12 protein-coding genes are annotated in these 12,513 nt (G+C 65.4%); 9 read left to right on the top strand and 3 right to left on the bottom strand.

Features of this window, described 5'->3' with window-relative positions:
* Positions 1-119 precede the first annotated feature (119 nt).
* The 9 genes from asnB (at position 120) to ACREB4_RS00705 (ending at position 9,508) form a co-directional block, all read left to right on the top strand.
* Positions 120-2,057, top strand: a complete 1,938-nt coding sequence (gene asnB, locus ACREB4_RS00745) for an asparagine synthase (glutamine-hydrolyzing) (RefSeq protein ID WP_431586264.1) — start codon at positions 120-122, stop codon at positions 2,055-2,057.
* Positions 2,054-3,580: a class I adenylate-forming enzyme family protein gene (locus tag ACREB4_RS00740; protein WP_431586263.1), complete on the top strand. Its 1,527-nt coding sequence runs from the start codon at positions 2,054-2,056 to the stop codon at positions 3,578-3,580. The genes asnB and ACREB4_RS00740 overlap by 4 nt, the downstream gene beginning before the upstream one ends.
* A gap of 30 nt (positions 3,581-3,610) precedes the next feature.
* The gene (locus ACREB4_RS00735; protein ID WP_230177685.1) at positions 3,611-3,862 is read left to right on the top strand and encodes an acyl carrier protein; all 252 of its coding nucleotides are present in this window, start codon (positions 3,611-3,613) and stop codon (positions 3,860-3,862) included.
* Between the two features lie 4 nt (positions 3,863-3,866).
* A complete protein-coding gene (nadE, locus tag ACREB4_RS00730) occupies positions 3,867-4,847 on the top strand; it encodes an NAD(+) synthase (protein ID WP_431586262.1) in 981 nt (326 codons plus the stop codon).
* 13 nt (positions 4,848-4,860) lie between these two features.
* The gene (gene prmC, locus ACREB4_RS00725; protein ID WP_431586261.1) at positions 4,861-5,781 is read left to right on the top strand and encodes a peptide chain release factor N(5)-glutamine methyltransferase; all 921 of its coding nucleotides are present in this window, start codon (positions 4,861-4,863) and stop codon (positions 5,779-5,781) included.
* Positions 5,778-6,833: a 3-oxoacyl-ACP synthase III family protein gene (locus ACREB4_RS00720; protein ID WP_431586260.1), complete on the top strand. Its 1,056-nt coding sequence runs from the start codon at positions 5,778-5,780 to the stop codon at positions 6,831-6,833. The genes prmC and ACREB4_RS00720 overlap by 4 nt, the downstream gene beginning before the upstream one ends.
* Positions 6,830-7,078, top strand: coding sequence for an acyl carrier protein (locus ACREB4_RS00715; RefSeq protein WP_431586259.1), 249 nt, complete (start codon positions 6,830-6,832; stop codon positions 7,076-7,078). Before ACREB4_RS00720 ends, ACREB4_RS00715 begins: the two co-directional genes overlap by 4 nt.
* 8 nt (positions 7,079-7,086) lie before the next feature.
* Positions 7,087-8,247: a hypothetical protein gene (locus tag ACREB4_RS00710; protein WP_431586258.1), complete on the top strand. Its 1,161-nt coding sequence runs from the start codon at positions 7,087-7,089 to the stop codon at positions 8,245-8,247.
* 181 nt (positions 8,248-8,428) lie between these two features.
* Positions 8,429-9,508 carry a PEP-CTERM sorting domain-containing protein gene (locus ACREB4_RS00705; protein ID WP_431586257.1) on the top strand — a complete coding sequence of 360 codons (1,080 nt, stop codon included), beginning with the start codon at positions 8,429-8,431 and terminating at the stop codon, positions 9,506-9,508.
* Between the two features lie 28 nt (positions 9,509-9,536).
* On the opposite strand, the gene purH is transcribed toward ACREB4_RS00705, so the two are convergent.
* The 3 genes from purH to dusB are packed head-to-tail and all read right to left on the bottom strand — an operon-like array spanning position 9,537 to position 12,474.
* A complete protein-coding gene (gene purH / locus ACREB4_RS00700; protein WP_431586256.1) occupies positions 9,537-11,120 on the bottom strand; it encodes a bifunctional phosphoribosylaminoimidazolecarboxamide formyltransferase/IMP cyclohydrolase in 1,584 nt (527 codons plus the stop codon).
* A gap of 39 nt (positions 11,121-11,159) precedes the next feature.
* Entirely contained in the window at positions 11,160-11,396 is a 237-nt protein-coding gene (locus ACREB4_RS00695) for a Fis family transcriptional regulator (protein WP_431586255.1), read from the bottom strand.
* Positions 11,397-11,403: 7 nt separating this feature from the next.
* Complete coding sequence (gene dusB / locus ACREB4_RS00690; RefSeq protein WP_431586254.1) at positions 11,404-12,474, bottom strand: tRNA dihydrouridine synthase DusB; 1,071 nt, start codon at positions 12,472-12,474, stop codon at positions 11,404-11,406.
* Positions 12,475-12,513: the final 39 nt, after the last annotated feature.

The following is a 12,513-nucleotide window of genomic DNA, read 5'->3' as shown; positions in this document are numbered from 1 at the left end:
TGGTTTCGAGGCCGAATGCGCATTTTTTCCACCTCGACCCCCATGAATTAGGACTAGGCCCCGGCCAGGATCGTGGCTAGGATCACCCGAGCCATTCATAGGGAAGTGATTCGCGGAGCATGTGCGGTATAGCCGGGATTTTGGACGTGACAGGCCCTGTCGCGCGCGCCTCCCTGGAGGACATGATCGGCCGCCTGCACCACCGGGGCCCGGACGGGCGTGGCTTTTTCGCCGAAGGGCCCATCGGCCTGGCCCATGCCCGCCTCAGCATCATCGACCTCGCGGGCGGCGACCAACCCATCCACAACGAAGACCGCAGCGTGCAGGTCGTCTTCAATGGCGAGATCTTCAACCACCTGGAGCTGCGCCAGGCCTTGGAGCAGGCCGGCCACCGCTTCTACACGCGGTCCGACACCGAGGTCATCGTCCACCTGTACGAAGAACACGGCGAACGCTTCGTCGATCACCTGAACGGCCAGTTCGCCATCGCACTGTGGGACGCCCGTCGACAACGCCTGGTGCTGGCCCGCGACCGCACCGGCATCCGGCCACTGTTCTACCACTGGGCGGGACGGCGGCTGGCCTTCGCCTCCGAGGTGAAGGCCTTGATGGCCCTGCCCGACATGCCGCGCCGTCTGAGCCTGCCGGGCCTGGGCGAGACCTTCACCTACTGGTCGCCCTTGCCCGGCAACACGGTGTTCGAAGGCATCCAGGCTTTGCCGCCCGGGCACCTGATGGTGATCGACGAAGGCGGCCCGGCCACGGCACGCCTGGAACGCTACTGGGATTGGGACTTCGACCCCGAGCGCATCGAATCGCACCGCAGCGCTGGTGACCTGGCCGACGAGCTGCGCGAACTGCTGATCGACGCCGTGCGCCTGCAACTGCGGGCCGACGTGCCCGTGGGGGCCTACCTGAGCGGTGGACTCGACTCGTCCATCATCACCAGCCTGATCAAGCACTTCACCGACACGCCACTGCGCACCTTCTCGCTCACGTTCGAAGACGAAGAGTTCGACGAAAGCGCCCACCAGCAGGACATGGCCGCCTACCTGGGCACCGAGCACACGGCCTTGCGCTGCAAGCGCTCGGACATCGCCACCCACTTTCCTCGCACCGTGTGGCACACCGAAAGCCCCATCGTGCGGACCGCTCCCGCGCCCATGATGATGCTGGCCGGCAGCGTGCGCGAAGCCGGCTTCAAGGTGGTGCTCACTGGCGAAGGCGCCGATGAGGTCTTCGGTGGCTACGACCTCTTCAAGGAAGCCAGCGTGCGCCGCTTCATGGCACGGCGGCCCGCCTCGGCCATGCGGCCTGCGCTGATGGACCGCCTCTACCCCTACCTGCGCCACTCGCCCGCCGCCAGCCGCGTGCTGGCCCAACGTTTTTTCAGCGAAGGCGCCGAACACCTGGGCCAAGCGCATTTCGCGCACGGCCCACGCTGGACCACCACGCGCCGCCTGTGGCAGTTCTTCGCGCCCGAGGTGCGGCAAAGCCTGGCCGGCGGTGACCACCTGGCCGCCATCGCCCCGCACCTGCCCGCCAGCATCGGCCAATGGGCCACGCTGAACCAGGACCAGTACGTCGAAGCGCACACGCTCATGTCCGGCTACCTGCTCAGCTCGCAAGGCGACCGTCCCGCCATGGCCCACTCCCTCGAAGGGCGCTTTCCTTTCCTGGACCACCGCGTCATCGAGTTCGCCAACCGCCTGCCACCCCGCTACAAACTCATGGGCCTGACCGAGAAATACTTGCTCAAGCGCTCGATGACCGGCCTGCTGCCGGAAAGCATCCGCACCCGCACCAAGCAGCCCTACCGCGCGCCCGACAGCGCCAGCTTCTTCGAGAACGGCCACCCCGTGGACTACGTCGCCGACCTGTTCAGCCCCGCACGCCTCAACGACGCTGGCTATTTCGACCCCAAGGCCGTGGGCAAATTGTTCGAGAAATGCCGGGCCGGCCGCGCCATCGGTTTCGCCGACAACATGGCCTTCGTCGGCATCCTCTCGACCATGCTGCTGCACGAGCAGTTCATCCAGGGCAAGGCCTGCTCATGAGCACGCTGCTTCATCACTTCTTCGAACAGACCGCCGCGCGCCTGCCGGACAAGACCGCCCTGGTGTGCGGTGATGAGCGCCACAGCTACGCGCAACTGCGCGACCAGGTCGACCGACTGGCGCTGGCCCTGCAACAGCGCGGGGTGCGGCGCGGTGACCGCGTCGCGCTGTTCCTGAACAACACCGTCGAGATGGTGGTGGGCATTTTCGCGGCGCTGAAAGCGGGCGCGGTGTTCATGCCCGTCAATCCGCTGACCAAGCAGGACAAGCTGACCTACCTTTTGAACGATGCCCGGGCCAGCGCGCTGCTCACGCAGACCACATTGGCCTCCAGCCACCAAGCGGCCCTGGCGCTCAACCAGACCGTGCACACCGTGCTCGTCGTCGGCCTGGCCGAAGCCACGGACGAACGCACCCGGCCCTTCACCGGCCCCTTGAACAGCCAGCCTTGGCAAGCCCCACCGCTGATCGACCAAGACCTGGCCAGCATCATCTACACCTCGGGCTCCACCGGCGACCCGAAGGGCGTGATGCTCAGCCACCTGAACATGGTGTCGGCCACGCGCTCGGTCGGCAGCTACCTCGGCCTTCGGGAAGATGACGTCATCCTGTGCGCCCTGCCCCTGGCTTTCGACTACGGCCTGTACCAGGTGCTGATGGGCTTCGCGGTCGGCGCCACCATCGTGCTGGAACGCTCCTTCACCTTCCCCGTCAAGGTGCTCGAGGTGATGGCCCGCGAACGCGTCACCGTCTTTCCCGGCGTGCCCACCATGTTCACCATGCTGATGAACCTCAAGCGCGTGGACCAGCACGATCTGGCGGGCCTGCGCATGATCACCAACACGGCCGCCGCCCTGCCCGAAGAACGCATCCGCCAGTTGCGCGGCCTGTTCCCGCAGGCGCAACTGTTCTCGATGTACGGCCTGACCGAATGCAAGCGCGTGACCTACCTGCCACCGGAGCAACTCGACCTGCGCCCCACCAGCGTGGGCCGGGGCATGCCCAATGAAGAGGTCTGGCTGGTCGACGATGCCGGCCAGCGCCTGCCCAACGGCAGCACCGGCGAGCTCGTCATCCGCGGCAGCAACGTCATGCGCGGCTATTGGGAAAAGCCTCTGGAGACCGCCAAACGCCTCAAGCCCGGCCCGCTGCCCGGCGAGGTGCTGCTGTATTCGGGCGACCTGTTCCGCACTGACGCCGAAGGCTACCTCTACTTTGTCTCGCGCAAGGACGACATCATCAAGAGCCGGGGCGAGAAGGTCAGCCCGCGCGAGGTCGAGAACGCCTTGTACGCGCACGAAGGCGTCTACGAAGCCGCCGTGGTCGGCGTGCCCGACGACTTGCTGGGCCAGGCCGTCAAGGCCTTCGTCGTGCTGAAGGAAGGCGTCGCATTGACCGAACGCGACGTCATCAAACATTGCCTGACCAAGCTCGAAAGCTTCATGGCCCCGAAGCACGTGGAGTTCGTCGCCTCACTGCCCACCACCGACACCGGCAAGATCAAGAAGACCGGGCTGAACTGAGCCCACCCCATCCACTTCACGCCCAACACCATGTCCAGCATCAAAGACCAGGTCCGCCAGTACATCGTCGACAACTTCATCATGGGGTCCGACGAACAGCCTTTCAGCGATGCCGATTCGCTGCTGGAGCTGCACATCGTCGATTCAACCGGTTTCCTCGAACTCATCGTCTTCATCGAAGACACCTTCGGCATCCAGGTCGCCGACGAAGACATGGTGCCCGAGAACCTCGACGGCCTGAACGCCATCGAGGCCTACGTCAACCGCAAGAAGGCGGCTTGACACCATGAGCGCGCTCACCCCCGACGTGCTGGCACTGGACTGCGAGGCCGAGGTCGCGCGCATTGGCCGGCACCTGGTCGACTCGCTGCGCGGCTTCCACAAGCGCGGCGTGGTGCTCGGCTTGTCGGGTGGCGTGGACAGTTCGGTGTGCGCCGCCCTGGCCGTGCACGCCCTTGGCCCCAAGAAAGTCTTCGGCCTCTTGATGCCCGAACGCGACTCCAGCGCGGGCAGCGCCGACCAAGGCCAGTTGGTGGCCGAGCAACTTGGCATTGGTTTCCAGCTTGAGAACATCGGCCCCACGGTCGAGGCCATCGGCTGCTACCGCTGGCGCGACGAGGCCATGCGTGCCGTCTTCCCTGGCTACACCGAGCAATGGAAGAGCAAGATCGCCATCGCCGGCGGCATGGAAGGCCGCATCAACTTCTTCAAGCTGATCGTGCAATCGCCCGATGGCCAACTGCACGAAGCCCGCCTGCCCTTGCGCGAATACTTGCAAATCGTGGCCGCCACCAACCACAAGCAGCGCATCCGCAAGACGGTGGAGTATTTCCACGCCGACCGCCTGAATTACGCCGTCATCGGCACCCCCAACCGACTGGAATACGACCAAGGCTTCTTCGTGAAGAACGGCGATGGTGCCGCCGACATCAAGCCCATCGCCCACCTGTACAAGACACAGGTCTATGCCTTGGCACGCCACCTGCGCCTGCCCGAGGCCGTGTGCGCAGCCATGCCTACCACCGACACCTACAGCCTGCAGCAAGGCCAGGACGAGTTCTACTTCGCCCTGCCCTATCCGCAGATGGACCTGGCCTTGTGGGCGCACAACCACCACCGCCCGGCTGGCGAACTGGCACAGGCCCTGAACCTGACAGAAGCACAAGCCCAGCACCTGTACACCGACATCGAGGCCAAGCGCCGCGCCACCCACTACCTGCACGCGCGCCCGGCCCTGGTCGAGCCCATCCCCCAAGTGTCTGACTGAAGCCCAAGCCGACATGGACACCCACCATCCGTTGTTCACCGAACGCCTGGCCCGCCTGGACGCGGCCTTGCGCACCCTGCCCGACAAGCCGGAAGAAACCAGCACCTCGGCCCTGCAAGCACTCTGGCACCTGGCCGGCGGACAGCCCCTGTCCATCGAGGCCGCCACGCGGCAACCCCTGCCTGAGTTGAACGCCGCGCAACTCCTCAGGCTGGACGAGTTGACCGCACAGCGCCTGAGCGGCACGCCCCTGGCCCACCTGACCGGCCGCCAGCACTTCATGGGCCTGGAACTGCTGGCCGGCCCGCAAGCCTTGATTCCACGCCAGGAAACCGAGTTGCTGGCGCGCACCGCCTTGACCTTGCTCAAGCAGGTGGCAAGCACCGCAGGTGAACGCCCCGTCAAGGTCATCGATGTCTGCACTGGCTCGGGCAACCTGGCCGTGGCCCTGGCGCACGGCGAGCCCCGCGCCCAGGTCTTCGCCGCCGACCTGTCGGAAGACGCCGTGGCCCTGGCCCAGGCCAACGCCGTCCACCTCGGCCTGCAAGGCCGGGTCCAATGCCGCAGCGGCGACCTGCTGGCGCCTTTCGACGACCCCGACTTCCATGGCCAGGTGGACCTGCTGGTCTGCAACCCACCCTACATCTCATCCGGCAAGCTGGACACCATGCCCACCGAGATCGTCGGTTTCGAGCCGCGCCTGGCGTTCGATGGCGGCCCCTTCGGCGTCCGCATCCTGCAACGGTTGATGCGCGAAGCCCCCCGCTACCTGCGACCCGCCGGCTGGCTGGTCTTCGAAGTCGGCCTGGGCCAGGGCCCCGCCGTCATGCAATGGCTGAACAAGGCCGGCCACTACGACGTGGTCGAATCCGCGCTGGACGCCGAAGGCCAACCCCGCGCCATCCTGGCCCGCCACAAGGAGGCGATCGCATGAGCTTCTCGCGCCTGCACGGTTTCAAGGTGGCGGGCGTCAGCACCTGCGTGCCGCCAACCCGGGTCGACAACCTGGAAGCCGGCAAGGACTTCGGCGCGGTCGAGGTGCGCAAGGTCGTCTCCATGGCCGGCGTTCGCCACCGCCATGTCGTCACGCCCGGTGTCACCGCCGTCGACCTGTGCACCGACGCCGCGCAACGCCTGCTGGACGCCTTGGGCTGGGCGCCCGAATCCATCACCGGCCTGATCATGGTCACCCAGTCGCCCGACCACTTCCTGCCCTCGTCCAGCTGCATCGTCCATGCGCGGCTGGCCTTGAGCGACCAGTGCGCCGCCTTCGATGTGGGCCTGGGCTGTTCCGGCTATCCCTATGGCCTGTACCTGGCCGCGACCATGCTTCGCGGTGGCGGGCACCAGCGCATCCTGGTGCTGCACGGCGAAACGCCCAGCCTCTTCATCGACCCGCAAGACCAGGCCACCAGCCTGCTGTTCGGCGACGCGGGCTCGGCCACGGCCCTTGAACACACGGGCGATGACCAAGACGAAGCCAGCTTCGGCCTGTTCACCGATGGCAGCGGCGCCGACAGCCTGATCATCAAGGGTGGTGGCTTCCGCGACCCACGCCCGGCCGACCCGCGCGACCTGCGACTGCGCATGGACGGCGCCAGCGTCTTCAATTTCACGATCAAGCGCGTGCCTGCCCTGATCAAGGACACCCTGGCCTACGCCGGGCTGCAAGTGGCCGACATCGACGCGTACATCTTCCACCAGTCCAACCGGTTCATCATGAAGCACCTCATCAAGAAGTGCGAACTGCCGGAAGACCGGGTGCCCTTCATCCTTGAAGACATGGGCAACTGCGGCGGCCCCTCGGTGCCCTTGACGTTGACCCGATCGCTGGCCGAACGCGGCGAGCAGCCCATGCGCCTCATGCTGCTGGGCTACGGCGTCGGCCTCTCATGGGGCTCGACCATCCTCACGCTGCACCCCGGCACGCCCTTGCTTCACCACACCTGCCAGGCGCCGGACGCGCCACCGAGGAGTCCCCTGTGAACCCCATCTCCACCACCGAGGCCTTGGCCATGTTCTCGGAATGCTTCATGGAGCCCGCCGAGCAGTTGAGCGCCGAGGTCTCTCGCGAGAGCATCCCCGGCTGGGACTCGATGGGTGCCCTGATGCTGATCGCCGAGCTCGACGAACGCTTTCAACTGGAACTGAGCGCCGAGGAATCCCGCACCCTGCAGAGCATCGGCGACGCCCTGGCATTCCTGAAGCGGCACGGCGTGCTCAGCGATTGAAGACCCCGGTGAACAAGCACAGCAGCAGCAACGCCCGCCCCCGCCCATCGCTGGCCCAGACCACGCGCCTGGTGGCCCGCGCGCTGGCCATGCCCCCCGCTGAGCTGATGGCCAGCCTGAGGCCTGCCACCCTCGACGACCTGCCAGGCATGCTGGCGTTGCGCGCGCGCGTGCTGGGCGATCAACTCGGCTGGGACGACCAAGCCTACCTGTCGTGGCGATACCGCCTGGGCCGCGCTGGCCAGGGCGGCGGCGACTGCTGGCTGCTGGCCCGCCACGGCGACATCCTCGGCATGGTGGGCACCCAGGACCTGGCCCTGCGCTGCGGACCGCTCGCCTGCCAAGCCCTGTCCCTGATGGACATCATGATCCAGCCGGAACTGGAAGGCGCGGGCGTGGGGGCGTGGTTGAACCTGGCTTTGCAGGAACAGGCGGAGGCCACCCTGGCCATCGGCTCCAATACTCATTCCATCGGCATGGTAAACCGCCTGTTCGACGCCCTGCCCAACCGACGCACCCACGTGCACCCTGTCAGGCTCGGGCACTTCATCAAGACACGCCTGCGCGCGCCGCTGCGGTCCGGCGCCATCGTCTCTGCCGCCGAAAACCTCATCCGCGCGGCCAACGCCCTGCTGCTGGCCCCCTGGGCCATCGGCCTCGACGTGCGCCCTCTGACCGAGCCGGGCGAACTGGAAGCCTTGGACACCCTGCAGCAACGGCAGGCGGCGACCTCGCTGGTCCACGATGAACGCACGCCCGCGCAGTGGCGTTGGCGCTTGATCGACAACCCCCGCACCCCCTGCCAGTTGTGGGGCGCCTGGTCAAAGGACGGGCTGGAGGCCTGCATGGCGACGTGCCTGACGCCGCTGGACGGCCAGCGCCAGGCCTTGGTGGTGGCCGACACGCTGGTGCCCCTGCCCTCGGGCAAGCGGGCCCTGAGGGCCTTGCTGTGGAAGGTGCTGCAGCACGCCTATCAAGCCGAAGCCGACTATGTGGTGATCACGACCTACCGCCAAGACCTGGAACAGGAATTGCGACGCTTGGGTTTCCGCTGCCAACCCCATCCCTTCGAGACCATGGCCTGGAGCTGCCGCCATCAGGCCTTCCGCGCGTTGGTGGCTCAGCACCCCAACTGGACCTTGAGCGAATTCCACACCGACCGAATTTGACCCCATGCCCGCCAAACCTGTGTCCGCTCGTAATTTCGTCGACAGATTGATTCGACCGCCCTTGGAATGTCGGACAAGGCGGGCCATCAGTGAAAGTTCTTCTTGAGCAAACCGCAGCCCGCGTGCAATATCACCGGGTGTGCTTGGCCACCTATAATAAATTTCACGGATTCCTTTCGACATGAAACTCATTCAGTTTTCCGCGGTGGCCCTGGCCATCGGTTTCTCGGCCCACGCTTCGGCGGCCGCTTCCCCCCATTACAAGATCACCGACCTGGGCCTCAGCGCTGACTTCCGGCCGGTCAAGATCAACGATGCCCGGGACATCGCCGGCATCCTCTTCACCACCGACGCCCAAGGCAACCTGTTCAACCACGCCGCGCTGTATTCAGCGGGCCAGTTGAAGGACCTGGGCACACTGGGTGGCGGCAACAGCACGCCCACCGGCTTGAACAACCTCGGGCAAGTGGTCGGCTCCGCCGAAAACCCGTCCAGTTACCGGCCTTTCGTCAACAAAGGCGGCACCACCCAGGACCTGGGCGGCAACTATGCCTACGCCCGGGGCATCAACCAATCCGGACAGATCGTCGGCGACTTCACCACCCAGAACGGGGAACCCTCCCGCTCCTACGTGCTGTCCAGCCAAGGCCAGGCCACCGACATCGGCAACCTCGGCGGCACCGACGGCACCAGCGCCCTGGACATCAACGACGCGGGGGCCGTGACCGGCTCTTCCTTCAACAGCGCTGGGCAGCAACGCGCCTTCATCTACCAAAACGGCACCATGAGCGACCTGGGCGCCCTCGCCTGGCAGGCAGGTTCGGGTCTGCCCGAGTACAGCGTTGGTTATGGCATCAACAACGCGGGCCAGGTCATCGGCGTGTCTTCGGGCAAGGCTTTCCTGTATTCAGGGGGCCAGATGACCGCGCTGGTGGATGGCGGCAACCCGGTCGACATCAATGACGTGGGTCAGGTCATCGGCTCGTATGGCGACCTCCGCGGCAACATCCACTACTTCTTGTACGGCAAGGACGGGCTGGTGGATCTGCAAGAGCAGCTCGGTGCCAGCTACGCCGACTGGATCCTGAGCGACATCGTGAGCATCAACAACGCTGGCGAAATGCTGGGCCTGGCGGTTCACAACCAGGAATACCGCACGGTCCTGCTGACGGCGGTACCAGAGCCCACGACCGTCGGCCTGGTGCTGGCCGGCATGATGCTGGTGAGCGTCAAGCGGAAGAAGACGCGGCAAGCTCATTGAAAAAGGCCCCCTCGGGGCCTTTTTCACATCAGTGCCGGAAGTGGCGCGTGCCCGTGAACACCATGGCGATGCCACGCTCGTTGGCCGCCGCGATCACTTCGTCGTCGCGCATGCTGCCACCGGGGTGGATCACGCAGGTCGCGCCCGCATCGACCACCACGTCAAGGCCATCGCGGAAGGGGAAGAAGGCATCCGAGGCCACGGCCGAGCCCTGCAAGGTCAAACCGGCGTGGCCAGCCTTGATCGAGGCGATGCGGGCCGAGTCCAAACGACTCATCTGGCCAGCGCCCACGCCCATGGTCATGCCATCCTTGCAGAACACGATGGCGTTGCTCTTGACGAAGCGGGCCACGGTCCACGCAAAACGCATGTCCTTCATCTGTTGCTCGGTGGGCTTGACTTCGCTCACCACCTTCACCTCACCGACCAGGTCGATGTTGTCGGCCGATTGCAGCAGCATGCCGCCGCCCACGCGCTTGAAATCAAGCGCATTGCTGAGCTTGCTGATGGGCACTTCCAGCAAGCGCACGTTCTGCTTGCCGGCGTAGGCCGCGCGGGCCGCGGGCGTGATGGCGGGCGCGATGGCCACTTCCACGAACTGCTTGTTGGCGTTGATGGCCTCGACCACGTCGGCATCGATCGGGCGATTGAAGGCCATGATGCCGCCAAAGGCGCTGGTGGGGTCGGTCTTCAAGGCCTTTTGGTAAGCCTCAAGCGGCGTCGCGCCCACGGCCACGCCGCAAGGGTTGGCGTGCTTGACGATCACGCAGGCGCACTCTTCAAAGGCCTTCACGCATTCCCAGGCCGCATCGGCATCGGCGATGTTGTTGAAGGACAGCTCCTTGCCCTGGATCTGCGTCCATTGCGAGAGCGTGCCCTCCACAGCCTGGGCTTCCTTGTAGAAAGCCGCGGACTGGTGCGGGTTCTCGCCATAGCGCATGCCCTGCACCTTCTGCAGCTGCAGGTTGTAGACGGCGGGGTAGGCCTCCCGCACGGGCACGGCTTCGGTCTTCAACTCGCTGCCGGCTTCGAGCGCGGTCAGGTAGTTGGTGATCATGCCGTCGTAGGCCGCCGTGTGCGCGAACACTTTCTTGGCCAGCATGAACTTGGTGGAACGGGTCAGGCCTTCGCCCTTCAGTTCAGACAGCACCTGCGTGTAGTCGACCGGGTCGATGATCACGGCCACGTCCTGCCAGTTCTTGGCGGCGGCGCGCAGCATGGTGGGGCCGCCGATGTCGATGTTTTCGATGGCGTTTTCCAGCGTGCAATCGGCCTTGGCCGTGGCCTGCGCGAAGGGGTACAAATTGACCACCAGGATGTCGATGGTGTTGATGCCGTGCTCTTTCAAGGCGGCCATGTGCTCGGGCAGGTCGCGGCGGGCCAGCAGGCCACCGTGCACGCGCGGGTGCAGGGTCTTGACGCGGCCATCGAGCATCTCGGGGAAGCCCGTCACCTCGGACACTTCCGTGACCGGCAGGCCCTGGTCGGCCAGCAGCTTGGCGGTGCCGCCGGTGGACAGCAGCTTGACGCCTTGGGCGTGCAGCGCTTGCGCGAATTCAACAATGCCGGTCTTGTCGGACACGGACAACAGCGCGGTGAGGTTTTGGCTCATGGGGGATGCTTCAGGTCAGAGATGAAAATGAAATCAGGTTCACTTGATGAGCTTGTGCTCGATCAATTTGCGGCGCAAGGTGTTGCGGTTGATGCCCAGCCATTCGGCGGCGCGCGACTGGTTGCCCTCGGCGCGCTCCATCACCACCTCGAGCATGGGCCGCTCCACCGCGTTCACGACCATGTCGTACACGGCGAACGGCTCGGCGCCCCGCAGGTCATGGAAATAGCCTTCCAGGTTGTCCTTGATGCAGTCTTGGATGTTCTTCTTGCTCATGGTGCTTCTAGTTCGCCATGCACAGGACCTGGTCGGCGGTCTGCGTGGCGTCGTCATCGTCTTCGCCGAGTTGGGCTGCCACGCTCGGCAGGCGAACGTGGCTCAAACTCAGCTGGTCAAAAAAATCCGTCACGGCCTGCACTTGGGCCGAACAGACATCGAGTTGGTTCATCTGGCTGCGGAAGGCTTCACCGCCCGGCAAGGCGCGCACGGCCCAGCCAATGTGCTTGCGCGCGGTGCGCACGCCGATGAATTCGCCGTACAGGCCATAGTGGTCGTCCAGGTGTTCCAGCAGCCATTGTTTGACCTGTTCGGTCAAAGGCTGGGCACGGCGCTCACCGGTGGCCAGGAAGTGTGCAATGTCACCGAAGATCCAGGGGCGGCCTTGCGCGGCGCGGCCCACCATGATGGCGTCGGCGCCGGTGTAGCGGAGCACTTCCAGCGCTTTTTCAGGGCTGACGATGTCGCCGTTGGCCACCACCGGCACCTTCACCGCGGCCTTGACGGCGGCAATGGTGTCGTATTCGGCCAGGCCTTTGTAACCCTGCTCGCGGGTGCGGCCGTGCACGGTCAGCATGGCGATGCCCGCGCTTTCAGCGGCGCGGGCAATGCGTTCGGCGTTCTTGTTCAGGGCCGACCAACCAGTGCGCATCTTCAAGGTCACGGGCACGCCGTGCGGCGCACAAGCGGCCACCACGGCTTCCACGATCTGCAATGCCAGGGCCTCGTCCTGCATCAGCGCCGAGCCTGCCCATTTGTTGCAGACTTTCTTGGCCGGGCAACCCATGTTGATGTCGATGATCTGGGCGCCACGGTCGATGTTGTAAGCGGCGGCCTCGGCCATCATGCCCGGCTCGGTGCCGGCGATCTGCACGGCGATGGGTGCGGTCTCGCCCTCGTGGTTGGCACGGCGAGAAGTCTTGAGCGTGTTCCACAATTCCTTGCGGCTGGTCACCATTTCGCTCACGGCGTAACCCGCCCCCAGCCGTTTGCACAGCTGGCGAAACGGCCGGTCCGTCACCCCTGCCATGGGGGCCACGAACAGGCGATTCGGCAGGGAAATGGGGCCAATGTGCATTGAAATGGCGTGAAACAGCGGGCCAGACAAGACAAAGCA

Origin of the sequence: Aquabacterium sp., assembly GCF_050725395.1 — a bacterium.
Lineage (GTDB): Bacteria > Pseudomonadota > Gammaproteobacteria > Burkholderiales > Burkholderiaceae_C > Aquabacterium.
This window is presented reverse-complemented; position numbering and strand designations above follow the sequence as displayed.

Coding starts and splice junctions, on each gene's coding strand:
- asnB (WP_431586264.1), top strand. CDS start 120: ATGTGCGGTATAGCCGGGATTTTGGACGTGACAGGCCCTGTCGCGCGC.
- ACREB4_RS00740 (WP_431586263.1), top strand. CDS start 2,054: ATGAGCACGCTGCTTCATCACTTCTTCGAACAGACCGCCGCGCGCCTG.
- ACREB4_RS00735 (WP_230177685.1), top strand. CDS start 3,611: ATGTCCAGCATCAAAGACCAGGTCCGCCAGTACATCGTCGACAACTTC.
- nadE (WP_431586262.1), top strand. CDS start 3,867: ATGAGCGCGCTCACCCCCGACGTGCTGGCACTGGACTGCGAGGCCGAG.
- prmC (WP_431586261.1), top strand. CDS start 4,861: ATGGACACCCACCATCCGTTGTTCACCGAACGCCTGGCCCGCCTGGAC.
- ACREB4_RS00720 (WP_431586260.1), top strand. CDS start 5,778: ATGAGCTTCTCGCGCCTGCACGGTTTCAAGGTGGCGGGCGTCAGCACC.
- ACREB4_RS00705 (WP_431586257.1), top strand. CDS start 8,429: ATGAAACTCATTCAGTTTTCCGCGGTGGCCCTGGCCATCGGTTTCTCG.
- purH (WP_431586256.1), bottom strand. CDS start 11,120: ATGAGCCAAAACCTCACCGCGCTGTTGTCCGTGTCCGACAAGACCGGC.
- ACREB4_RS00695 (WP_431586255.1), bottom strand. CDS start 11,396: ATGAGCAAGAAGAACATCCAAGACTGCATCAAGGACAACCTGGAAGGC.
- dusB (WP_431586254.1), bottom strand. CDS start 12,474: ATGCACATTGGCCCCATTTCCCTGCCGAATCGCCTGTTCGTGGCCCCC.